This is a genomic window from Rhodopila sp. (assembly GCF_965276935.1).
Classification (GTDB): Bacteria; Pseudomonadota; Alphaproteobacteria; order Acetobacterales; family Acetobacteraceae; genus Rhodopila.
The window spans coordinates 909198-932635 of sequence record NZ_CBDIBS010000004.1 but is presented as its reverse complement, the minus strand read 5'-3'; the positions used below and the strand labels follow the sequence as shown (position 1 = coordinate 932635).

General features: G+C 62.0%; 21 protein-coding genes and 2 pseudogenes. 9 read left to right on the top strand and 14 right to left on the bottom strand.

Features of this window, described 5'->3' with window-relative positions:
* The first annotated feature begins 6 nt into the window (after window positions 1–6).
* Window positions 7–975, top strand: a complete 969-nt coding sequence (locus tag ACQY4S_RS20595; protein WP_428487068.1) for a sulfotransferase family protein — start codon at window positions 7–9, stop codon at window positions 973–975.
* Between the two features lie 58 nt (window positions 976–1033).
* Here ACQY4S_RS20595 and ACQY4S_RS20590 read toward each other — a convergent pair whose 3' ends face one another.
* The 3 genes from ACQY4S_RS20590 to ACQY4S_RS20580 all read right to left on the bottom strand — a co-directional run bounded on the left by ACQY4S_RS20590 (window position 1034) and on the right by ACQY4S_RS20580 (window position 3291).
* Window positions 1034–1246, bottom strand: coding sequence for a hypothetical protein (locus ACQY4S_RS20590; RefSeq protein ID WP_428487067.1), 213 nt, complete (start codon window positions 1244–1246; stop codon window positions 1034–1036).
* Window positions 1247–2129: 883 nt separating this feature from the next.
* The gene (locus ACQY4S_RS20585) at window positions 2130–2771 is read right to left on the bottom strand and encodes an NrsF family protein (protein ID WP_428487066.1); all 642 of its coding nucleotides are present in this window, start codon (window positions 2769–2771) and stop codon (window positions 2130–2132) included.
* A complete protein-coding gene (locus ACQY4S_RS20580; protein WP_428487065.1) occupies window positions 2761–3291 on the bottom strand; it encodes a sigma-70 family RNA polymerase sigma factor in 531 nt (176 codons plus the stop codon). Before ACQY4S_RS20580 ends, ACQY4S_RS20585 begins: the two co-directional genes overlap by 11 nt.
* A 439-nt stretch (window positions 3292–3730) precedes the next feature.
* Between ACQY4S_RS20580 and ACQY4S_RS20575 the strand changes: the two genes are divergently transcribed.
* Entirely contained in the window at window positions 3731–4333 is a 603-nt protein-coding gene (locus ACQY4S_RS20575; RefSeq protein ID WP_428487064.1) for a TetR/AcrR family transcriptional regulator, read from the top strand.
* A 188-nt stretch (window positions 4334–4521) separates the two neighbouring features.
* Window positions 4522–5583: a putative FMN-dependent luciferase-like monooxygenase gene (locus ACQY4S_RS20570; protein WP_428487063.1), complete on the top strand. Its 1062-nt coding sequence runs from the start codon at window positions 4522–4524 to the stop codon at window positions 5581–5583.
* Here the strand turns inward: ACQY4S_RS20570 and ACQY4S_RS20565 are convergent.
* The 3 genes from ACQY4S_RS20565 to ACQY4S_RS20555 are packed head-to-tail and all read right to left on the bottom strand — an operon-like array spanning window position 5551 to window position 9584.
* Window positions 5551–6768, bottom strand: a complete 1218-nt coding sequence (locus tag ACQY4S_RS20565; RefSeq protein ID WP_428487062.1) for a GIY-YIG nuclease family protein — start codon at window positions 6766–6768, stop codon at window positions 5551–5553. The genes ACQY4S_RS20570 and ACQY4S_RS20565 overlap by 33 nt on opposite strands.
* Before the next feature lie 3 nt (window positions 6769–6771).
* Window positions 6772–8760, bottom strand: a complete 1989-nt coding sequence (locus tag ACQY4S_RS20560; RefSeq protein WP_428487061.1) for a DEAD/DEAH box helicase — start codon at window positions 8758–8760, stop codon at window positions 6772–6774.
* An 11-nt stretch (window positions 8761–8771) separates the two neighbouring features.
* The gene (locus ACQY4S_RS20555; protein ID WP_428488467.1) at window positions 8772–9584 is read right to left on the bottom strand and encodes a type IIL restriction-modification enzyme MmeI; all 813 of its coding nucleotides are present in this window, start codon (window positions 9582–9584) and stop codon (window positions 8772–8774) included.
* Between the two features lie 19 nt (window positions 9585–9603).
* On the opposite strand from ACQY4S_RS20555, the gene ACQY4S_RS20550 reads away from it, so the two are divergent.
* Window positions 9604–10914 carry an IS701 family transposase gene (locus ACQY4S_RS20550; RefSeq protein ID WP_428484998.1) on the top strand — a complete coding sequence of 437 codons (1311 nt, stop codon included), beginning with the start codon at window positions 9604–9606 and terminating at the stop codon, window positions 10912–10914.
* Window positions 10915–11209: 295 nt separating this feature from the next.
* Here the strand turns inward: ACQY4S_RS20550 and ACQY4S_RS20545 are convergent.
* Window positions 11210–12934: pseudogene (locus ACQY4S_RS20545) on the bottom strand (DNA methyltransferase); the annotation flags it as partial.
* 208 nt (window positions 12935–13142) lie between these two features.
* On the opposite strand from ACQY4S_RS20545, the gene ACQY4S_RS20540 reads away from it, so the two are divergent.
* A protein-coding gene (locus ACQY4S_RS20540) for an IS3 family transposase (RefSeq protein ID WP_428483442.1) occupies window positions 13143–14281 on the top strand; the annotation gives its coding sequence in 2 pieces (ribosomal slippage) (window positions 13143–13401 and window positions 13401–14281; 1140 coding nt in all).
* A gap of 576 nt (window positions 14282–14857) precedes the next feature.
* Complete coding sequence (ykgO, locus tag ACQY4S_RS20535; protein WP_104520796.1) at window positions 14858–14983, top strand: type B 50S ribosomal protein L36; 126 nt, start codon at window positions 14858–14860, stop codon at window positions 14981–14983.
* 36 nt (window positions 14984–15019) lie between these two features.
* Here the strand turns inward: ykgO and ACQY4S_RS20530 are convergent, their stop codons facing one another.
* The 5 genes from ACQY4S_RS20530 to ACQY4S_RS20510 all read right to left on the bottom strand — a co-directional run bounded on the left by ACQY4S_RS20530 (window position 15020) and on the right by ACQY4S_RS20510 (window position 19101).
* The gene (locus tag ACQY4S_RS20530) at window positions 15020–15931 is read right to left on the bottom strand and encodes an SDR family oxidoreductase (RefSeq protein ID WP_428487059.1); all 912 of its coding nucleotides are present in this window, start codon (window positions 15929–15931) and stop codon (window positions 15020–15022) included.
* A 4-nt stretch (window positions 15932–15935) separates the two neighbouring features.
* Window positions 15936–16826, bottom strand: a complete 891-nt coding sequence (locus ACQY4S_RS20525; RefSeq protein ID WP_428487058.1) for an alpha/beta hydrolase — start codon at window positions 16824–16826, stop codon at window positions 15936–15938.
* On the bottom strand, window positions 16823–17137 hold the full coding sequence (locus ACQY4S_RS20520; protein WP_428487057.1) for a hypothetical protein: 315 nt from the start codon (window positions 17135–17137) through the stop codon (window positions 16823–16825). Before ACQY4S_RS20520 ends, ACQY4S_RS20525 begins: the two co-directional genes overlap by 4 nt.
* 8 nt (window positions 17138–17145) lie before the next feature.
* Window positions 17146–18075, bottom strand: a complete 930-nt coding sequence (locus tag ACQY4S_RS20515) for a fumarylacetoacetate hydrolase family protein (protein ID WP_428487056.1) — start codon at window positions 18073–18075, stop codon at window positions 17146–17148.
* A 96-nt stretch (window positions 18076–18171) separates the two neighbouring features.
* On the bottom strand, window positions 18172–19101 hold the full coding sequence (locus tag ACQY4S_RS20510) for a zinc-binding dehydrogenase (protein WP_428487055.1): 930 nt from the start codon (window positions 19099–19101) through the stop codon (window positions 18172–18174).
* A 217-nt stretch (window positions 19102–19318) separates the two neighbouring features.
* Here ACQY4S_RS20510 and ACQY4S_RS20505 point away from each other — a divergent pair, with 217 nt between their 5' ends.
* Complete coding sequence (locus ACQY4S_RS20505) at window positions 19319–20101, top strand: enoyl-CoA hydratase (RefSeq protein WP_428487054.1); 783 nt, start codon at window positions 19319–19321, stop codon at window positions 20099–20101.
* A gap of 64 nt (window positions 20102–20165) precedes the next feature.
* A complete protein-coding gene (locus tag ACQY4S_RS20500) occupies window positions 20166–21227 on the top strand; it encodes a TIGR03617 family F420-dependent LLM class oxidoreductase (RefSeq protein ID WP_428487053.1) in 1062 nt (353 codons plus the stop codon).
* Between the two features lie 146 nt (window positions 21228–21373).
* On the opposite strand, the pseudogene ACQY4S_RS20495 reads toward ACQY4S_RS20500, so the two are convergent.
* Window positions 21374–21919: pseudogene (locus ACQY4S_RS20495) on the bottom strand (amidohydrolase family protein); the annotation flags it as partial.
* 21 nt (window positions 21920–21940) lie between these two features.
* Window positions 21941–22186: a hypothetical protein gene (locus tag ACQY4S_RS20490; protein WP_428487052.1), complete on the bottom strand. Its 246-nt coding sequence runs from the start codon at window positions 22184–22186 to the stop codon at window positions 21941–21943.
* Between the two features lie 93 nt (window positions 22187–22279).
* Between ACQY4S_RS20490 and surE the strand changes: the two genes are divergently transcribed.
* A complete protein-coding gene (gene surE / locus ACQY4S_RS20485) occupies window positions 22280–23053 on the top strand; it encodes a 5'/3'-nucleotidase SurE (protein WP_428487051.1) in 774 nt (257 codons plus the stop codon).
* The last annotated feature ends 385 nt before the right edge of the window (window positions 23054–23438 follow it).

Sequence of the window (23438 nt, the reverse complement as noted above, 5' to 3'; positions counted from 1 at the left end):
TGCAGGGTGAACCACGGTCGCCTGGATGCGCCGATCCTGATCCTCGGAGCGCCCCGGTCCGGAACGACTTGGCTGGCAAAAATTATCGACAGTCATCCGGACGTGCTCTACCGGCATGAACCGGATGAGACGCGGCCTGGCCCGTCGCCGCTGACGCCGGCGGCGCTGCCCGGGCTATTGGCGGCCTGGGTTGCCGACCGCGGCGCGCGCACGGTCGCCAAGCGGCCGTTCTTTGCCAAAAGCTGGCAGTCGGCTCCGGCCCGAGGCATGCGTACGCTGCTCGCCACCGCCGCCGGCGCGGCGTCTCGCTTGCCGGCGCCGGTCAGCCTGCTGGCCAGGCTTCCGATCCCCGACCTGGCGACCCGGCCGGCCGCCAGATTGGCCCTGAAGTCGGTGGCCTGGGCGGAGGGGGCAGCCGTGCTGGCACAGACCCTGCCGGCCAGCCGCACGATCTTCATCTTGCGGCATCCCTGCGGACAGGTTGCCTCAGTAATGCGCGGCAACCGCCTGCGCCGCTTCGACCTGCGGACGCCGGGGACCGACATGCCGTTCGACGAGGCCCAGGCGCTGGCCCATGCCGCCATGTTTGGGGTTGATGCAGGCGCGTTCCAGGCTCTGCCGGAGGCGGCACGCTATGCCTGGAGCTGGCGCGCCTTCAACGAACCGGCCTATGATGCACTGGCCGCTCGCGGCAACGTCCATGTCGTGCTGTATGAGGCGCTGTGCGCCAGCCCGGAGGCGCTGGCCCGCCGCATCCTGCAGTTCGCCGGACTGGACTGGAACCGGCAAACCGCGGCATTTGTCGCCGGCAGCACCACGCACCGAGGGTCGGCGGGCTACTATGCGATCTTCCGCGATGCCGCCGCCGCCGCCGAGACTTGGCGCAAGACGATGACGCCGGAGGATCAGGCGGCGGTGCGGTCGGTGGTTGCCGTCTCGCCGCTGGCGCGCTTCTGGCCGGATGTCGCGGCGTAGGCGAGTCGGGACAATCATTGCCGCGCAGGACAACGTTTTATCCTAAAGCGCACCACATTCAGACGGTCGCGGCAGCCTCGGAATGAACTAGGTCATGCCGCACGGTCGGCAGCATGCCACGCATGATGGCGGCATTTCGCAAGTCCTGTCGGTGCGCGAGCAGCACGACGACGTCCAACTTCTCCGCCGCCGGCCTGGACATCCGTGCAATAAAGCACCTATGCACCAGCCGTTCCGGGTCAGCCTGCTGGATTACCAGCATCGCGCGCATTGCGGCTTTAACCTAATTGAACATTGGATCGGGCACCTCGGCCAGACGCATCGCCGTCAGGTGGAACAGCCGGGGCAACCGCAGGAGCCAGAAAGATCAACGGCAAGCTTATTCATTTCCCTGCCTGTAGCCTATAGTAGTCCTGGAACCAGTTTTCGTCAAAGACCTACCTGACCGAACAGTGGCGATGTTTGGCTTCGTTGCCGGCTTGTTGGCTTGCCTGTCGAGTCCGTGCGGCAGCATGTCGATACGGGCCTCAATCAGCTTGTTTCTCGATTCCCAACCGAAGTCCGGAAACGCGAGCAGGGGAGCGACCAACTCATGAATAGCGGCCCACAGCACTTGCGCTGTTCCGCGTCCGCGATCGTCGGAGCTTCGCCTGATACCGCTGGCAACGCCGTCTGCGACGACTGTCTCCAGAATGCCGAAGACCCTCTTGCCGACGTCGTCGCCTTCCTCGTCGGGAGCTCCAGGAACAGCTCATGGAACCGTTCTCCACGGCAGCTTCGTTCACTCTGGAAACTGCTCAGTGTTCATGCCGGCTGCTATGGCTGCCTCGCGACTGACTGCCGTCCTGAACCTGATCCTGGTCTGGACCACCGACTCTATGTTCTGGGCCAGGTTCAACCTCGACTTCTCACTCCTCCATTGCTGTCCTGTGCTTGATTAAGAACCTTTACATGCGGACGCGAATCGCGATGGGCGGTATAAGGTTCCGACCGGCGCCTTCGGGTAAATCATTCAGGTGCTGTCGGTGAGCCGGCCTTATCCTGCCCCGCGTGCACGCATGGTTTACCGGTTGATCGACGGGTTTCTTCGGCGTTGGGGTTGGACACTTCATTCACCCGCCGCCGCCATGGAGCAAGGTGCCGAACGCGGGCGTCTACCAACGCGTGAGGCGCGGCAGCACCAACCGCGCGAATCCCGTGACGAGGCCGCATCCGACGCAATACCAAATGGCTATGTAGAGTGGGTCGTCGTGCGGACAGGCAAAGACGAACACGAAAGCTCCCCAGGCTGCCGCGGCGATGCCTACCGCCAGTGCGGTTCCGGCTTTATCCGTCGGCGCGCCACGACGCATCAGCAGGCCGAGACCGACTACGGCCGGCACCGACAAGAGCACCATCTGGTAGACACATTCAAGGCCGGCATGCCAGTTCACCCGGGCCGCCAGGGTAGGCATTTCCCTGTGCTCGGCATCGATGACCCAGCCGATTGCCAGGCACATCGCGACGGCCGCCACTAACCAGCGCAAACCGCGGCGGGGCGACTGAACGGGGTCAAGGGAGACAACCGCAATGCCCCCGCCGACCGACGCGATGAGGCCAAGACTGCCGAGCTTCCACCAAAACGACGGCAAGTGCATTGCTGCCGGCATATCGGGCCGCATCGCGCCCGAGGCCAGGAACAGCGCAAGCTCGATCATACAGAGCGCCACGAGAATTAGCGCGTCGCGCCCGACGGTACGTCGGCTTACCGGCTTCAATTCACTAACGAGACGATCGATGAGCCGATCATTCGGCATCGGATCGCCTTCGCACAATGGAAGCCAATCGCCCCAATCCTCGGTGGATGTTCACTTTCACAAGCGAGACGGACTGACCGGTATGCGCAGCCGCTTCTTCAATGCTGAAGCCTTGTAGCTTGACCAGACGAATTACGTCCGACTGCGCCGGCTTGAGCTCCTGCAACAGGCGCTCGAGTGACCAAACGCTGGCGACCACATCGCCATGATCCACGACAGCGACATTCTCGGTTATGGCCTCCGTCGGTGCCGACTTCAACGCCCGCAACCGGTCGATCCATTTGTAGCGCGCCACTGCGGCGAGCCAGGGTTCAAAGGGCCGCGAAGGATCAAAGGTATGCCGTTTCTCATGTATGGCCAGAAGGGTATCCTGAACCGCGTCCTCGACCATGGCGGGCGGCAGTCGGCGCGAATAGTAGCGCCGTAGCCACATACGGACCTCGACGAGCAGGCGGTGATACTTTCCGGTATCACCCAACTGGACGGCGGCCATCAATGCGCCCCAGTCGCTAGCGGTCATGCCGGCCCTCGGAAACCTCAGGTCCACCGGCTTTGGATGCGAAAAAAGCTTGTTTACGGGCAGGGTTCGGCGGCCCATTGATAAGCCAGCCAGCTTCGCCGCCTTCGCGCCGAGGCCCGCTCATTTTTACAGACCGAGACATTGGTTACCGCTGAGAATCATCAGGATCAAGGCTGCGCGCTTGGTCGCCACCGGCTGCCTTGCCAGAGGCGGGGCGATCGCCAAAGGTTGAGCGGTCGACGGTTTCAAGTGGCAGCGCAACCGCTCCTCACGTGCGCCGATAGACGGAGCCAGGTTCCGCACGGGTTATCGCGCATGGGGTCGTCGGAAGAGCCATCGCGCCAGTCACCTTGCGGTTTTGGTTCATATGCTCTAAAATAAACCTACTGGGTCTGGATGGCAATCCACCGCACTGGCCGCTACAGGCGAAAGGCGCTCGATGGCACGACCGCGGGAGTTCGACGAGACGACGGTCCTAGAGGCGGCGATGAACTGCTTCTGGGCGCAGGGCTACGAAGCAACCTCCGTGCGAGACCTCGCGAGCGAAATGGGGATCACTGGCGCCAGCCTTTACAACGCGTTTGGCGACAAGCGATCGCTATATCGCCGGGCGCTGCAGCATTATTTCGAGCAGAGCATCCACGATCGGATTAGCCGCTTCGACCAATTGCCTTCGTTCGCCGCGATTCGCGCCTTCTTTGACGAGATCATTGAACGATCGGTGATGGACAAGGTGCGCCGCGGCTGTTTCCTGGTCAATTCGGCCCTTGAGATGGCCCCTTCTGACCCAGAGTTCCGCAAGCTCGTTGCCAGCGAGATGACCTTCCTTGAGGCGTTCTTCCGGCGATGTGTCGTGGCCGGTCAGATGGACCGCACGATTGCCGCCCTACAGCCAGCGGACGACCTCGCACGGCTTCTGCTAAGCCTGTTGTTCGGTGTTCGGGTGCTGGCTCGCACACAGCCGCAACGGGAGGTGCTGGAAGGTGCGGTCAACGGCGCGCTCGGCCTGCTGAAGATTGGATTGACGAAGACAGACGTGTAACCCTGAACCACGCAAGAACGGACGAGGACCGGCAAGTCCACGCGGAAGGCGGTGGGACGCAAGGCCTCCAAATACATTCCTACCGTCAGCCCTGGCCGGATTTCTCGAAGCATGACGTTCCCCATCACTGTGAACGGCGGCGCATTGCCTATACACTGGGTCATGCAGCCAACTGGCAGGGATGGATCATGCAGCGGACACCCAAGCGTCTGGGGTTCTTCACCAGGCTGCTCGACGACGCCGGCGCCGGTGAGCGATATCGTCTGGCGACCGAGCAGATCGTGTGGGCGGAAGCACTCGGCTTCTCATCCGCCTGGGTCGCCCAGCATCACTTCAATGCGGACGAGGGCGGCCTGCCAGCACCGTTCGTGTTCCTGGCGCAGGTGGCCGCCCGGACGTCGCGGATCAGGCTTGGAACCGGCGTCGTCACTCTGCCGCTGGAGAATCCGGTGCGTGTCGCCGAGGATGCGGCGGTGCTCGATCTGCTGTCCGGCGGACGGCTTGAGATCGGTATTGGTGCCGGCGGCACGCCGTCCGCGTTTCCGGCTTTCGGCCTCGCGCTGGCGGACCGGGGGCCGATCTTCGCCGAAAAGTTCAATGCGCTGCTCGACGCCTGGCGCGGCAAGACGCTGGGTGGGGAGGGCAATCGGCTGTATCCGGCGGCACCGCATCTGCTCGATCGTCTGTGGCACGGGACGTTCTCGGCGGCGGGCGGGCACCGGGCGGGGGAAGCAGGCGATGGCCTGATGCTGTCGCGCACCCAGCCCCGGCCGCCGAACGCGCCGCACGCATCGCTGGCAGACATCCAGAACCCGATGATCGACGCTTATCTGGCGGCACTGCCGGCAGGCCGAGCGCCGCGCATCCTGGCGTCGCGCAGCGTGTTTGTTGTCGATGACGGTCGCGATGCTCGGCGCTTCGCGCAGGTTGGATTGGGGCGCTTTGCCGACCATCTCCGCGACCAGGGGCGCCCGGTTCCTGTTGGTTCGCTTGATCAGATCATCGCCGCGCTCGACGCGCATATTGGAACCCCGCAGGAGGTCATTGCCTCGCTTGGTGATGACACCACGCTCGACCGCGCAACCGACGTTGCCGTGCAAGTGCATTCGGTCGATCCGCCGCATGCGTTCACCCTGCGCTCGATCGAGCTGTTCGCGCGTGAAGTGGCTCCGGCACTTGGGTGGGCGGGGCAAGACGGACTGAAACCACCAATCCAGTCAATTTCCATGTGTCGAGACAATTTCTCCTGACCTGAAATCGTACTGGTAGCGGACGATACTGCCATCCAGTAGCATCGTTATTGCCCGCTCGATGACCTGAATGGGTAGCAGAAACCACTCTCTGGGACGGTACGGTTTGCCGAACCTATCCTTAAGCTCGAGGTCGAGCCGCGCTTTGGCGAAGAACCGGTGCAGCAGGTTTTCCACCTTGTTGGCGTTGAGATTGATGGTATCGTAGGTCCGAACCGGATGGACCGGCGCCAGCAGAAAGGTTGGGTCGTCCTGGGCCGCCGCGATGCGCTCTTCAAACCGGCCAGTGGTAAAGCCGATCTTGAACAGGGTGCCGTCGAGCTTTCTGATCTCCGGTAGCGGCGACAGGCTTTTGACGACATAGATGCAGCCCATGGTCCGTTCCTGTGGAGACGCCGCGTTCGCGGTCGTCGACGCCGGGTTGAAAAGTGGTCCTGCCGCCGGCTCCGATATCCGACGGCCGAGGGGGTCCTTGTAGAGTTCCGTGGCCAGGGACCGCAGCAGGTTTTCGCCTTCGGTGCCGTTTTCGAAAACCAACCGAAGACGGGCGTTTCGCTTGCGATTGCGGATGTGTGGATCGTTCACCTCCGCCACAAAGACGGTGATCCCGTTCAGGACAAAAAACTCCCCGGCTCGGATGTCCTGCTCGTTGGCGAAGGGCATGCTCTTTCGCGCACCATTGGCAAGTTCGGCCGCGCAGGCATCGAACAAGGCGGCGAACCTGTCGAAATCCTGGCACGGCTTGCGCTCGGACACCTTGTCGGGCCGAGCGATATCCGCTGGCCGCGCATGATGGAAGGTGTAAATTTCCTCGGCGGGGGCGGATAGCAGATCGTCATCCAGGCTTAGAATTTCATCCAGGCTGGACGGCTCTGGCCGCGCTGGTTCAGCCGCCGCCGCCAGCAGGCCATGACGGTCCAGGGGAAGCAGCGTCCGGCGCCATTCAGCGGACCGCAGGTAGGTCTTGAGACGCATCTGAAGTGATCGCTCGTTGACCGGGACCTTGCGCTCGGCTGGACCCGCGCCGGGTGCGAAACCCTGCCTGTCGATGAAATGATTGATCTCCTCGAACTGCTGGATGACCCGTGCTGCTTCGGACGTAGCTTTAGACCCCGACGGCCTGACGTTGAGCAGCCCCAGATCGTCTTTCTCTGCCAGCAGGGCGTCGAGTGTCTTGTCGACCATCGTTCACGCGCTTGCCTGGGCGTGCATCTTCTTCCGTTTCGCGCTGCGTATCCAGGCAAGCGCCTCGGCCATGCGGCGTTCCAGGGGATGGGCACTCGTCAGGCTTGGGTCCATACCGCTGTCGGCCTTGAATTGCTTGATTCGCGGCCAGAGCACAACGGCCTCTTGCTCGGTCATCACAATCCGATTCGCGGTGATCGCGTCGTGGATGGTCTTCAGGACGTCCGCCGTCACCGATTTCGACAGGATCTCGTAAGCCTGCTGGAACGGGTTGATGCTGTCGATAAGGTCGATATCGAGATCGGCGATGTTGATCAGCCGCCCCGCCATGCGCACGAACCTGTTGTCGGCGTGCTGCGTGGGATCGGGGTCCAGGTCCACAGCTGGGCTTTTGAAGACGCCGTTGGCGACCACCGCGTGGCGGACCTCCTCGATCTCATTGGGTGTCAGGTCGGGATACTGGCGTTCGATGACCTTGGGGATGAAGACCTTGTTGACGACCTCTGGCGCATATTCGTTCGGGTTCATCGCGACCCGCAGCACAGCGGGGTCTTGCAGGATCTTCGCCGCCAGGTCGTTCAGGTCGCTCTCGATGATCTGCTGGATGCGCGGTGTCGAGGGTTCCGCAAAACCTTTTATGGAAATGACGGTGTCGGTGTTTTCGTAGACGATGTCGGTCGGGTGACGTGTGCCGTCCAGTTCGTCGCCGTCTATCTTGGTCTTGAACTTGAAGTTTGGCGCCAGGACCTGTTCCATCAGCAGGGAACAGGCGATCGCCTTCAGCATGTTGTTCACCGCGTCGGCTACCCGTTCGTCGTCGGCGTCCGGCCTGGCGATCAGGTTGGTGAACTGCGTGTGCTGCTTGCCAGGTGCGTCGCGAGTGGCTCGGCCGATGATCTGGATGATCTCGGTCAAGGAGCCACGGTATCCGACGGTCAGGGCATGCTCGCACCAGATCCAGTCAAAGCCTTCCTTGGCCATGCCGAGCGCGATGATGATGTCGACGTCGTCCTTGGCGGTGATGTTGCGCAGGGTTTGCATGACCTGCTCGCGGTGCGGACCATCATCAACCAGGTCCGCGACGTTCAGCACCCGACCGTCCTTCCGCTGGACCTGGTAGAGACCCGTTCGCGGATCTTTGCGCAGAAAATCGCCCAGATGGTCGAGAATGCGATCCACCTCGTCGCGCTTGTCCTTGGTGGACTCCGCCGAGCCAACATGGGGAATATGGATGATGGTTTTGAGGTCGGAGTTAAGGACTTCGTTGATGGCGTCCAGGTAGCGCTTTTTGTAGAAATGGTAGCCGATACCGAGCGTTTTCAGGTGTTTGTAGCCGCTTAGCTGCTCGTAGTAGGTGTAGGTAATGCGGGTGAATTTCGCCTCGTCATCGGGACGCAGCACCGGGGCGGTGTCGCCGCGGAAGTAGGAGCCGGTCATGGCGACGATGTGCGATCGGCCATCTTCTATCAGCGCGCGGACAAGCTCGCCCAACCGGCTGTCGTCATCGGCGCTGGCGTGGTGGAATTCGTCGACCGCCAGTAGACAGTTCGCGAACGCGGGGGCGCCGAGTTGCTCGAAGGCGAATCGGAGTGTGGCATGGGTGCAGACCAGGATCGCATCCGGGGAGGCCATGAACGTCTTGAAGGCCGCGACTTTTCCTGCCGGGCCGCCTGCATCGGTCAGATTCCAGCGTGGATCAACCACCCAGTCGCAGAAGAAGCCACCTTGGGTCAGTCGGGTCGTTCGGAAGGACGCCCCAATCGACCTTTCGGGAACGGCAACGATGACCTTTGCCAGTCCCTGGTTGGTCAGCTTGTCGAGGCCGATATACATAAGCGCTCGGGACTTTCCCGATGCAGGCGGGGCTTTGACCAGCAGGTACTGTGCATTTCGTGCATCGAAAGCTTTGGCCTGCATGGCGCGCATGCCCTGGGCATTGGTGATCTGGCTGCTGCCTGTCTGGACGTAGCTGACGCTGACGAAGTCGGGCATTGGCGGATGTCCTACGCGGCCACGAGTTCTTTGATCGGTGTCTTGCGTGCGCTTTGTCCGGTCATCGCGACATAGAGCTTAAACAGATGTTCCAGCCGCTCGGTGTCGTTCTTAAAAGATCGCTCGATGTACATCCGCTCCAACACATCATCGAGTTCACGGTGCGCGGCCAGTAAGCCCGCGGGCATTGTCTCCGGATTATAGAGCCAAGCAATGGTTTTGCCCGGATGCGCTTCCCTTGCTGAGAGTATATTGAACGTCATGTCTTCCAGGATCAGCTTCTGGTCACCAGAAAGTTCGGGAAGCGGGAATGTGTTGTATACCAGAGTATTCGAGTAGCGCAGCCTGGTTTCTAGTTGTCCGCCAACTGTTGCAGTCCAAACTAAATGAAGACGGGATGAAAGTATAGCGAGCAGGTAGTCGGGTGGATCGTAAATGCCGAAGGCAAGATTGCTGATGATCGCGTTTCCTGGAACAAAACCAACTGGTAGAAAAGGCCTATTTTCGGATGAGACACTAGGTACAATCATCGCTGCCACGCCATAACGGCGAATTTCCGTGAACTGGTAAGGCTTATCAACACGGTCTCTCGTTGACTTCTTCTTACTATTGGATCTGAATTCTCGGACGCTTTTTATGCGCTTTTGAATGAAGGGAATGGTTTGCGCTAATTCGAGAAAATCATCAGTGATCCAGATGCACCAACGTTCAATCCCCTGAATAAACTCCTTTGCGCCATAGAACCGCCGCAACAAGGGCAAGCTCTCGGGGGCATTGACAAAAAGGTGCTGCTTTTCGACGGCTTCTAGTTCTACTGTGTCAATTCTTCCCTATATGTGAGGTATGACAGGATCGACCGCAAGACAAACCCCGCCGAGTGAGGATCGGTTTGCCTCTTATCTGGGTGGGATCACCAAGGTGTTGAGCCATGCCAGCCGGGTATCTGCGGCACGGGCGTATTGCACGGGGCTGCTGCTGCCGGGTGAGCGCAAGAGCATCGAGCCGATGGCGGCCAGGATGGAACCGGCTCAGGTCCAGGCCGCACATCAGTCGCTGCATCACGTGGTGGCCAAGGCTGAGTGGGATGACGCGGCAATGCTGCATGCGGTGCGCCAGCAGGTGGTGCCGGCGATCGAGCAGCACGGGCCGATTGCTTATTGGATCGTCGATGGCACGTCGTTTCCGAAGAAAGGTCAGCATTCGGTTGGCGTGGCGCGGCAATACTGCGGCCAGCTTGGCAAGCAGGACAATTGCCAGGTCGCGGTCAGCCTCTCGATGGCCAATGATCAGGCCAGCCTGCCGATTGCCTACCAGCTTTATCTGCCCCAGGCCTGGGCTGAGGATCCGATCCGGCGGGCCAAAGCCGGTGTGCCAGAGGCGATCACGTTCCAGACCAAGATGGCGATCGCGCTGGGGCAGATCCGCCAAGCCCGGGCCGATGGCGTGCCGGCCGGTGTGGTGCTGGCCGATGCCGAATACGGTGATGACACCGATTTGCGGGTCGGTGTGGCCGCGCTTGATCTGTCCTACGTTCTGGCCGTGCGCGCGGGCACCAGTGTCTGGCCGCCAGGCTTGGCACCCTTGTCGCCCACTTGGTCCGGCCAGGGACGGCCGCCGCAACGGCTGCGCCGCAGCCCTGAACACCAGCCGGTGTCGGTCAAGGCGCTGGCCGCGGCGCAACCGCTGCGCACCTGGCGGACGGTGACATGGCGTGAAGGCAGCCAGGCCGCGCTGTCCTCGCGCTTCCTCGCCCTGCGCGTCCGCCCGGCCCATCGCGACGAACAGCGCGGTGAACCCTGGCCGGAGGAATGGCTGCTGATCGAATGGCCGCGCGGTGAGGCGGAACCGACCAAATACTGGTTCTCCAACCTGCCCGCGCACACCTCGCTCAAGCACCTGGTGCACACCGCCAAGGCGCGCTGGCGGATCGAGCGTGATTATCAGGAGCTCAAGCAAGAGATCGGGCTCGGCCACTTTGAGGGCCGCGGCTGGCGCGGCTTTCACCACCATGCCAGCCTGTGCATCGCAGCGTATGGCTTTTTGGCAGCCGAGCGCTGTCTTTTCCCCCCTCAGCAGCGATTTGCCCGCGAGCGGATCGCGGCACCTGCGCTACCCCAAGGCTACCAGCCAAGAGGGGCCGCCCATCCGGCCTGAGCGCCATGTGGCGCACTCGATTACCTCGGTTCGCCGCCGGCTCACCGTTGGCCTCATCCAACACCTGCCACGATGCCCATGTTGCTTGCAGGCCAAACCCCACAGCCGAAATCAGAAAATGACACAGTAGAACTAGGATTAGGTTTCCGTCATCAGTGGGTTGATTTCCTTTATCCATAGCTTTAATAAGTGACAACGGCCGCGCGCGCTTCGTAACGGCAATGTCTTCCATCTCTACAAGATACGGTCCTATATTCTTGACGATCCGCGATACCTCTCCTGAAAAGATGATTTTTTTCGCCTCACCAACAGGACGTATCCCCACGATGATACACGACACACCTGCGTTTTTTGCTGCATTATTGCGCCATTTAAAAGACTGGCGCGCGAATCCAATCTCTAAGTTCTTGCGTAGTATAGGAGGCCACAAAAGGGCAACCTGCTCCCCCTGACAGATCGAGTTAGTCGACACAAAAGCGAAACTCGCTTGTGCTTGTAAGCAATAATTTGCAGCCTTCATGAACCAACAAGCTACATAGTCGAGTTTCTTATAGGCTCCGGTATTCTCCCCAAAGACTACGCAAAGATCGTGCTTTTGAGTTTCGTTTTGCTGAGTGCTGCCGAGATAAGGCGGATTACCAACGATGTAGACTTCGCCTTCATCCATTAGGGGGCACACATCCAGCCAATCCACACGTGGTGCGTTTCCGTGAATGATATTGCCACTTTCGCGCAGCGGCAGCGTTGGCAGTGATGGCCCGAATAGCAGCTTGAACTGTTCGTTCATCTGGTACTCTGTGATCCAGAGCGCGAGTTTGGCGGTTTCAACAGCGAAATCCGCTAATTCGATACCATAAAAGTGGTTCAGCTTGATGCCAGTTAAAGGCAGCGACCACTGCCGCGCCACGATCTTCAGCCGGGCAAAAATCCGATTTTCTAGCTTCCGTAGCTCGCGATATGCAATGATTAGAAAATTTCCTGACCCACATGCAGGGTCAAAGACCCGGATACGATAGAGGCGATCCAGCAGCTTACCCAGCTTGACCTCACTATCACCGGCGGCTTCCAACTCCTCCTCCAGCGACAGCAAGAACAGCGGCTGCAGCACCTTCATGATATTTGGCACGCTGGTGTAGTGCATGCCCATGTCGCCGCGCATGCCCGGATCGACCACAGCCTGGATCATCGAGCCGAAGATGTCCGGGTTGATATCCTGCCAGCATAGGTCGCCGCAGTCCTTCAGCAGACGGCGCGCGCGGGCGGAGAAGGTGGGAACGGCTGTACGCTCGGCGAACAGGCCGCCATTAACGTAAGGTAATTCCTTGGCAAATTTCGGCAGGCTATCGCGCATGCCGGGCCGGGCGTCCATTGCCGAGAACAAGGTTTCCAGCACGGCGGCGGTGTCGGACCCATCCTGCTTGGTCAGCGAGAGAATCGTCCCGCTGAATAACCCTTTCCCGAAGATGGACGTGTCCTCGGCGAAAAAGCAGAACAGCAGCCGCGTCATGAACAGGTTCAGTTCATGGGTCTGGCCTCGTGCGACCCAGCCAGGATTGGCTTCCAGAATGGCGTCATAGAGTTTGGCCAGTCGCCCCGTCGCCTTGACGTCGGCCGGGTTCTCCGCGACCGCCTCATAGCGCTCGATACCAGCCAGCGGCAGAAAGAAGTCGAACCCATCGTTCAGCTTGCCGTATGCAATATCGAGGGTCCGGTCGGCCTTGGTGTCGCGACACAGGACATCGCTGCCGTCGGTCGCCATGATGAATCGTGGGGTATGGCGCTTGACCAGGGCATCAGCGTTCAACCCCTCGATCGCCGCCGCGACCTGGCCGCGAGCGGCCACGCGGAAAAACAACTTGTTCTTCCACAGGATGTCGCCGGCCTTCGTCGCGTGGTTGGCGCTGCCCTGCCGGAGCTTGGTTATCGTCGCCTTGGGGGAGTCGTAAATCTCCAGAAAATTGAATATAAACGTAGCTGGATCAAAACCGCTCTCGACAAGGCCGCGGAGATCAGACTCAATGCCGGCGATGTTTATGCGTGGCCCCGGGTCCGTAACGGGATGCCACGGAGGCGCCTATATCACCGGCAAAATATTTAAGATATCGTAAAGAGATGTAGAAAACTAGAGATTGGCCGGCAGGGATAGAGGTGGTCGGCTAAATTCGGACAGTCTGCTAAGTGGAACTTCTGCCTGAGAGCGGCGAGGATGCCGCGGATCAGGAGCGAATATGACGAAGCGAACACGCCGGACCCACGCTGCGGCCTTCAAGGCCAAGGTGGCGCTGGCCGCGATCAAGGGCGAGAAGACGCTGGCCGAGTTGGCGCAACAGTTTGAGGTGCATCCGAACCAGATCACTGCCTGGAAGGGACACCTGCTGGAGGCAGCCTCGGGCCTGTTTGGTTCGGGCGGCGGAGCATCCGAACCGGCACCTGTCATCGACGTCAAGACACTCCACGCCAAGATCGGAGAGCTGACGCTGGAGAACGATTTTTTGTCCGGTGCGCTCAGCAAGGCCGGCCTGCGGAGCGCAAAGCGATGATTGACCGGACGCACGAGTTGCCGCTGGGGCGGCAGGCGGCGTTGCTGCGATTGAGCCGCAGCAGCCTGTACTACGACCCGCAGCCGGTGCCCGAGGGCGAGCTTGTCATCATGCGGCGGATTGATGCGCTGCACCTGGACTACCCGTTCGCGGGCAGCCGGATGCTGCGCGATCTGCTACGCGGGGAGGGGGTGATCATTGGCCGCGAGATGGTGCGGACGATGATGCGCCGAATGTGTATTGAGGCGATCTACCGTCGGCCGAACACGTCAAAGCCGTGTCCAGGACACAAGATTTACCCATATCTTTTGCGCGGCCTGCCGGTTGACCGGCCCAACCAGGTGTGGTCGATGGACATCACCTACATTCCGATGGCGAAAGGCTTTGTCTATCTGGCGGCGGTGGTTGACTGGTTTAGCCGGCGGGTTCTGGCGTGGCGGGTGTCGGTCACCATGGAGGTTGATTTCTGCCTCGAGACCGTCGAGGAAGCGCTGGCGCGGCAGGGAAAACCGGACATTTTCAACACCGATCAAGGCAGCCAGTTCACCAGTGCCGCGTTCACCGGGCTGCTGCTGGAGAACGGGATCGCCATCAGCATGGACGGTCGTGGTGCGTGGCGAGACAACGTATTTGTCGAGCGGCTGTGGCGGTCGGTGAAGTACGAGGAGGTCTATCTGCGGGCCTATGAAACCGTCGCCGAAGCGCGGCGCCTGATCGGGGTATATCTGGATTTCTTCAACTGCAAACGACCGCACTCGAGCCTTGACGCCCGGACGCCGGACCAAGCCTACTTCACCCACCTGCCGCCACACGTGGCAGCCGCATGAATTTTGCCGCTGCTGTCGGGTCGCCTCTCCGATCAGGCTACGCCCTCCCTGCGAGGCGACCTGACAGCAGTACCTTACGTAACCAACAGGCAGGAGATCCACTTAACGGAGGCGAAATGCTGTAGCGACGAAGCCGACCATCTCTGATTTGTAGGAAAATTCAGTAGCTTGCGATAATTTGCGGACAGGCGAGGATTTTTAGCGCAAGAGCGCAGGACCTCTCTGGCAGTCAATTATATTGGTACCAAGCGATAGTCGGCTGTGGCCTAGCGCTGCATATCGCCTAATCTGAATTCAGCGGCAGCCTATGTGGAAATAAGCCTTTGGTGCCGTCTATCCGCAGGCTGGGCTTGATCGCTCTTCATCACACCTCGAACCCGGTGGAGATAAATTCCGTACGCTTACGCGTTTATCCTTGGCTCGATGAAAAGGGGACGACGTGACCGGGCCGACCAGCCGGGCGCTATATGAACGGCTCAACGTCGCGCACGCCTCTGATCGTCGATCGGCTTGACAGCCAGGGGCCATATCACTATCCACCGTCGCTTCTTGATTACGGAATAGCGGGCGCGTGTCATGAGAGTTCGTAACAGCCTACGGTCGGCCAAGGTGCGCGACAAGAACTGCCGCGTGGTGCGTCGCCACGGACGGGTTTACGTGATCAACAAGAAGAACCCGCGCATGAAGTGTCGCCAGGGGTAGGTGGTCCCGAGGTCAGTGGGCTGTCCTGCGCCCCCGCTACTTGATACGCCCCATCTCCCGCAGCTTCTCCACCACGTTCCCCATCATCCCAAAATAGGGCTTCGCGGTGGAAAGATCGCGGATGCGGTCCAAGCTGTCGCGCACCATCTCGATCGTCACCAGTTCGGCGGGGTCGAACTGTGCGCCTTCGGTGACGAAATACTGCACCCTTGCATAGCCACCGGCGGTGGCGGCGATAATCTCGCCGTTCTGGTCGCATTCCTCGCTGCACAGCCAGGCGACGGCGGGGGAGACCAGTTCCGGCTTCATCCACGGCGCGATGTCCGGCGGCAGCAGCGACTCGGTCATGCGGGTGTAAGCAGACGGCGAGATCGCGTTGCAGCGGATGTTGTATTTCGCACCCTCATGCCGCAGCACATTGATCAGACCGTTCACCGCCATCTTCGCCGCGCCATAGTTGGCCTGGCCAAAATTGCCCACAGTGCCGGAGCCGGAGGTGGTGACGACGACCCGCCCATACTGCTGCTTGCGCATGATTGGCCAGGCCGCCTTGGTGCAGTAGACGGTGCCGAAATGATGCACCTGGTTGACGTACTCGTAGTCCTCCAGGCTCATGTTGTTGAACGCCTTGTCGCGCAGCACGCCGGCGTTGTTTACCAGGATATCCAGCCGGCCCCAGTTCTCCATCGCCATGTCGATAATGCTCTGGGCGGGCTTTTCCTCGGCGACCGAGGCGTAGCTGGCGATCGCTTCGCCGCCCGCTGCCTTAATCTCTGCCACCACCTTGTCGGCCGCCGCCGCAGCACTGCCGGTGCCGTCCACCGATCCGCCCGGATCGTTCACCACCACCTTGGCGCCGCGGGACGCCAGCAGCAGCGCATGGCACCGGCCCAATCCGGCACCAGCCCCGGTGACGATCGCCACCCGGTCATCAAAACGTACATCCATCAAGCTACTCCCCGCGAAACGCGTTACGAATAAAGGACCCGCCGCCGGCGATCGCGCGGCGGCCGGCGGCCAGCACCGGGAAATACAGGTGCCAGACGTGGATCATCTCGGGCCAGATCTGCAGATCGACCACCACGTCGGCGACGCCGGCCTTGCGGGCGAGGCTAATCGCGTCGTCCAGCAACGTTTCGGCGGCGCCGACCTGGATCAGCAGCGGCGGCAGGCCGCGCAGGTCGCCGTAGTGCGGCGCCACGTGCGGGTGACGCGGATCGGCCCCATTGAGGTACACCTGCGCCATGTTGAGGATGGTGTCTTTCTGCACCGTCGGATCGGTGGCGGCGCGATCGATGAACGACTGGCCAAGGGCTTGCATGTCCACCCAGGGCGAAATGCACCAGCCGCAGGCCGGCAGCGGCAGTCCAGCTTCCCGCAATGCCAGCATCGCGCCGACCACTAGTCCGCCGCCCGCACTGTCGCCGGCAAGGGCGATGCGGTTCGGCCTGATGCCGTTGTCCAGCAGGAAGCGATACGCGGCGACGGTATCTTCCACTGGCGCGGGAAATGGATGCTCCGGCGCCAGACGATAATCCAAGGCAAGCGTCCGGGCGCCCGCGGCTCGGCCGGCTTCGGCCGCCAGATGCCGGTGGCTGTCAAGCGAGCCGAGAAGGTAGCCGCCGCCGTGCAGATACAGGATGGCGCTGGACGCGTCGGCGTCAGGCGTGGATGTCCATTCCGCCCGCACACCGTTGGCATCGACCGGCTGCACCGTCACATCCGTGGCCAGGCCGAAGTCTTTGCCGCGCGCGTCGGCATTCCGTCGCATCTCCGCGATCTCGGTCGCACGCGGCCGAGCGGCAATGGTGGCACGTAGCTGGACGATCTCAGGGTCGCTCATGGTGGGGGAACTCCTTTCAGTTCGTCGGCAATAGACAGAATATCGCGGCTGCGCACGACACGTGATCCCCACACACGGTCGAACTCGGCGATCAGGTCCTTGATTGCCCGGCTGTCGGCAATGGCCTGGGCGGTCGCTAGGGAGCCGAACCGGTAGAAGGCGATGTGCACGGATGGGTCCGTCATGCTCCAGCCACGCATGGCGGATAATGCGTTAAAAGCTCTCAGCGCGTCCGGCAGGTGCTCCATATGATACCAATGGTCGAACAGCGCGCGATCCGCGCGATCGGCGACGACCGCGCGGACGACCAAGTACGCGATCACGCCGACTTCGCGTATTTGCCGGTCAACTGGTGGGTCGGCCCGTCCTGGCGTTTCTTCTGCCGGTCCAGCCGGGTCTCCCGCGACCAGGTGCGCTTCAGCTCGTCGCGGATATTGAAGTGCAGCCGACCGAGGCCCTGGGTTTCGAGTTCCACCACATCGCCGTCCATGAAGCTGGACAGGCCACGATGATTGGTGCCGGTAGCCAGGATGTCGCCAGGTTCAAGCGTATGGATCGAGGTTGCCCACTCGATGCAGCGGGCGATGTTGTGCGCCATGTCGTCGGTGTTAAAGGACTGCTTCAGCTCACCATTAATCCACAGGTTGATCGGCAGTTTCTGTGGGTCCTCGATTTCATCCGCCGTTACCAGATAGGGGCCGATCGGGGCGAAGGTATCGCGGGACTTCATCTGGAAAAAGACGTTGCCGGACGGCGGCAGGCCGCGGGCGGAGCCGTCGATAAAGTTGATGTAGCCGAAGATGTAATCCATCGCCTGAGCGGCCGGGACGTGGCTCGCGCGCTTGCCGATGACGACGGCCATTTCCGCCTCGCCTTCGAAGATCGTGGCCGGGACGTCGGGCAGCATCATGGTGTCGTTGGGGCCGATGATGGCGGTGGCTGCCTTGTGGAACGCGTTGATCGGCGCCGGCTTGTCCAGCGTGCCGTCTTCCATGTAGTTCACCGCCATGCAGACGATGTTGCCTGGCTTTGGCAGCGGCGGGCGGATGCGGACGCTGGACAGCGGCGTGCCGGCGCCAGTCGCAGCATCCCGCAGGGCGGAGCGGTAATCAGCGAAGCGCGCGATCAGGCCGTTGATCAGGTCGCCGGGTCCGACATGCGGGATGTCCCGCACCACCGCCGAGACGTCGTGGATCGACTCGCCCTTGACGACACCAAGTTTGAAATCGTCGAAAAATGCCAGTTTCATGGCCGCCCTCCCAAAGGTTGATTGTTTCAGGCTGATTGTCCGCGCGCAGGTTAACCCCTGGTCGGCTCCGCCAGCAATGGCACAAGCGCTCCGCCGTCAGCTCGCTTCGACCAACAAGACCGCTTTGCCGGCAACGTTCCGGTCCCGCAGCCTGTCGGCCACCGTGGCGATCTCGCGCCAGCTTTGCTCCAGGCCGATCCGCGGCTTCAGCGACCCGTCGCCGACCAGCGAGACCAGTAGCGCCAGGTCGGGCGCAAATCGCTCCTCGGCTTCCGAATAGAAGTAGCTGAAGCTCTGGATACGGGCGCTCGGCGCGGCGCGGAAATCAGTAAAGCTGATCGTTGACGGTTCGGTCGAGGAGTTGCCGTAGACCACGATCGTTCCCTTCGGTTCAATCACCTGGATTGCCTTGATCAGCGATGCGCCACCGGCCGATTCCAGGACGAGAGCGAAGCGGCCCCGCGCGGCATCGATGCCTTCAATGATCTCGGTCGCGCCGAGTTCGATCAGACCTGCCGCGCGGTCCCGCCGGCCGACGACGGCGGTGACATGGGCGCCGGAGCGCGCCGCGATCTGCACGGCGAGGGTTCCGACACCGCCCGCCGCACCCGTTATCAGCACCCGGCGTCCGATCAACGGGCCGCCATGCCGAAGCGTCCGCAGGGCGGTCAGCCCGGCCACCGGCAACGTCGCCGCCTGGGAGAAACCGACGGCATCCGGCAGGATCGCCATGCGGTGACTGGGCACGGCTACGCGTTGGACCCAGCCACCTTCGTCCACCAGAGCGACGACACGCGCGCCGACGGGCGGCCCCTCGCCATTGGCGGCTTGCCGCAGGACCACGCCGGCGATGTCCTGTCCGGGAACCCAGCCTGCCTCATTGTTACGGAACGAACGCAATTCGCCACGGTTCAAGGAAAACACGTGAACCTGGACCAGTGCCTCGTTCGGCGCGGGATTGGGTTCGGCCAGTTCGCGCAGCTCCACCGGAGCGGTGCCATTAGGCGTGTTGACAAGGCCAAGCATGGAAGTTCCTTCCAGGTAAGGCGAATGGTCTGGCGGGAAGCGTTTGCCAGACAACGCCGGCGGCTTGTGTGCTGTTCCAGGCCGCCGGTCTCGATCCCATGGTCTCAATCTCAAAGCGGGCGATGCGCGGGATTGCGGCCAGCTTCATAGCTGTCCCGATGTTGCAGCCAGCCGCCGGTCAAGCCAAGCTCACGGCGAGAGAGAATGGAGACCGACCATGCCCGACCTTCTGGAAGCCGTCGAAGACGGCGTTGCCATACTGACCTTGAACCGGCCTGAATCGCTGAACGCGCTGTCGGCCGAAATCCGGCTGGGCCTGCTGGAGGCGATCCACCGGCTGGGTGCTGACCCGTCCGTCGGCTGCATCGTGCTGACCGGTGCGGGGCGCGGCTTCTGCGCCGGCGGCGACGTAAAATCGATGGGCGAACGCTCCGCCCGCGTGTTCGAGGAACGCGCCGCCGGCATTCGGCAATCCAACCGCATCCCGATGCTGATGCATGACACGCCGAAAGTGATCATCGGCATGATCAACGGTGTCGCGGTCGGCGCCGGCCTGAGCATGGCGTTGGCCTGCGATCTGCGGGTGGCGGCGCGGTCGGCCAAGTTTGGCACCGGCTTCATCAAGATTGGTCTGTCCGGCGACTGGGGGGGCACCTGGAGCCTGACCCGCTTGATTGGGACCGCGAAGGCACGGGAGCTGTATTTCACCGGCGACATGATCAGCGCGGATGAGGCATTGTCGTTTGGCCTGGTCAACCGCGTTGCCGATGATGCTGAACTGCTGGAAACCACGCTGGTGCTGGCCCGCAGGATCGCGGCGATGCCACGGGTGGCACTTGGTTACACAAAAAGGAACTTGTTCGCGGCCGAAACGGGGGATTTCGCCAGCGTGCTGGAGCTGGAGGCGTTGCATCAGGCTCGCTGCTCGCAGACCGAGGACCATCGGGAGGCGGTGCAGGCATTTAAGGAGAAGCGCCGGCCGATGTTCCATGGACGCTGACCAAAGGGACAATGACCTACGGGGCAATGACGTATGGGGCAATGACCAAAGGGGGCACTGACCGATGCGCGTGCTAAACACCCTGCCGCAGGCGGACCTGCGAACCACGGCCGCCGCCGCCCGCGCGTCCGAGGCGGCCGGCTACGACGGCCTGCTGACGATGGAGAACAAGCACGATCCCTTCCTGGCGCACGCCATCGCCGCAGTGAACACGGAGCGGGTCGAGCTGGGCACCTCGGTGGCGATCGCCTTTCCGCGCAGCCCGATGGTGGTGGCGAACGCCTGCTGGGATCTGCAGAACGCCTCCCGCGGGCGGTTCGTGCTGGGGATCGGGCCACAGATACGTCCGCACAACGAAAAGCGGTTCAGCGTGCCGTGGACTGCGCCGGCGCCACGGTTGCGCGAGTATGTGCATGCATTGCGGTCGATCTGGACCACGTGGCAAACCGGCGCGAAGCTGGATTTCCGAGGCCAGCACTACAGCTTCACGCTGATGCCGCCGTATTTCATGCCGCCCTCCACGGGTCAGAAGATGGTGCCGGTGACGCTGGCGGCGGTCGGGCCGCATTCGTTGCGATTGGCCGGGGAGGTGGCGGACGGCGTACGGCTGCACGGGTTCTGCACGCGGCAATACATCGAGACCGAGATCATGCCACGGGTGCGAGAGGGAATGGCCCGCGGCGGCCGGCCCCGGACGCATTTCGAGATCACTGGCGGCGGCTTCGTCGCAACCGGCGCCGATGAGGCAGCGGTGGCGAGGATGTTCGAAGTCGTGCGCGGGCGGGTGGCGTTCTATGCCACCACGCCAGGATATTGGGGGGTGCTGGAATTGCACGGCCTAGGCGATCTGGGGCGCGAGTTGAATGCCATGTCGAAAGCCGGCAAGTGGAGCGAATTGGCGAGCCGTGTGCCGGACGATGTGGTGCACCTGTTCGCCGCGGTCGGCACGCACAAGGAGATCGCGGCGCGGATCCAGGCGCGCTTCGGCGGCCTGAGCGACGCGCTGAACCTGCGGGCGGATTCGTCTGAGGCCGGTTGGGATGTGCCGCCTGATGTAATCCAGGAGATCAAGCGGATACCGACACGGTTTCAAGGGTTTAAGGCCGCTTGGCAAGAGCGCGATTAGAGCGGTCTCCGATCACGTTGCGCCAATTCGTCATGGCCGGGCTCATATGAGCCCGGCCATGACAGCTCGAAATCGGAGCGATCTGATCGGAAAGCCAAAGATCATGCAGGTGGCCTTAGGCGATGAGAAAATACGTTGCCAGACGCTTACGGCCGCTCCCATGCCAGCCAGTCGATCACCCCTTGTCCCATTACCGTCTCCAGATCACGTCCCTTCAGCCACGGCAGTTCCTCGGTGAACATCGTCACGCACTGTCGGTAGCGGCATGGCATCCGCGTGATGTCGGTGCCCCAGAAGAACCGGTCAGGGCCGTAGGCGTCGAAGATGCGGCGCAGCCCGTCGTGAAGATCCCGGAACGGGTAGGCCTCCCGTGAGTAGCCAGGCGCGCCGGTTGCCTTAATCGCCACGTTGGGCAGCTTCGCCAGCGGCAACAGATCTTCAAAGGTCGCGAACGCCGCCTGCCCTTGCGCCGAACGCACCAGCCCCAAGTGGTCGATGATTAGCTTCAGATCCGGATGCCGTTCGGCGATCTGCCGCAACAGCGGCAGGAAGCGCCAGGCCATGGTGGCGATCGGCGTGCCGGCCTTCTCCGCTGCCGGCCAGAGCCAGTCCATGGTGCCGTCCTCATGCCAGGTCTCCTGCCCCTCCCGCGTCAGGGACCAGCGCAGGCCGACCATGCCGGGCTGCTGCTTCCACGTCTCGGTGCGTTTGCGCTAGTTGGGATCGTCCAGCGCGAACCAGCCCAGGCTGCAGAACTTGTCGGGATACTTAACCGCGGCCTGGATCGCCATCTCGTTGGAGTTGGGGTCCCAGCTTGGCGGGTGCAGCACCGCACCGTTCACTCCGGCCTGATCCATTTCCTGGACCAGCTCCTCCGCGGTGAACAGCGATGTCTGCCGATGATGTCCACTCGGCTGGCCGCTGCCCCAGATATGCACCTGCGCGTCGATGATCAGCATGAACGTCCTCCCGTGCGTTTGCTCGGAATGCTGGCCCCTTGATTGGCTGGACGCAACCGGGTCAAACAGCGGCACCAACAAGGAGTGCGGGCAGTGCTTGATCGGGTCCTGCTGACGAACGACGACGGTATCGACGCCCCCGGCATGGCGGTGCTGGAGGAAATCGCGTCGCAGATCGCCCGCGAGGTCTGGGTGGTGGCGCCGGAACACGACCAGAGCGGCCAGTCGCACGCCATAAGCCTGCATCACGCGCTGCGCATCAGTGAGCGGGGGGAGCGGCGGTTCGGCGTCTCCGGCACACCCGGCGATTGCGCGGCGCTGGGCCTTTGCCATCTGATGCGGGAAACACCGCCGCAACTTGTACTGTCCGGCGTCAACCGCGGCTTGAACCTGGGGATGGAAACCGTCTTCTCCGGCACCGTCGGGGGCGCCATGACGGCGATGATGCTCGGCGTGCCGGCGCTGGCGTTGAGCCAGGCATTCTCGCAGCGCGACGACGTTCCCTGGGACACGGCGCGTAGCTTGGCAGCTAAGACGATCCGCTCGCTGCTGGCGATCGGGTGGGGCGAGAAAGCCGTGCTGAATATCAACTTTCCACCGATCCCGGCGGCCGAGGCGGGGCCGATGACGCTGGCACGCCAGGGTGAGGGCATGGTGGCTGGAATGCACGTCGAAACCCGGGTCGATCCGCGCGGCATGAGCTACCACTGGCTGAACTTCAAGCGTGGCGAGATTCGGCAGGGGCCCGAGAGTGATTATAGTGCGCTGCGGTCCGGCAAGATCGTCGTTACGCCATTGCGTTATGATCGCACCGACAACAAGGCTTATGCTGAACTGGCCGAGCATCTGCCGCGGTTCGGGGAATGATGCTGGCTGGCAAGGGTCGTGCAGGCCAGGGACGGTACGGGTTGGTCATGCGCCTTTTCCATTCATGGGCAACGACCTAAAAATTGCTGGCTGGCGACGGCCATGACGGCAGACCGCCGGTGGCCGTCGGTCAGGATTCACGCTGGTTGGTAAAACGCCTGCCTATTCTGTTCCTGTCGCTGGAGAACTGCTCCACGTTGTCCACAGTTGGGAGCATACCTTAGCGGCGAGGAGCCGCCACACGCATTCCCGCCTGCGGGCGTCAGTATGGAAGGCGAGCGCTGTTCCTGGTTTTGGTGGTAATGAAATCATGTACATTGGTAAGTCGGTCAAAGAGGGACGGCGTGTCCAGATGAGCGAAACCTCATTCCTGTCAAGGCTCATC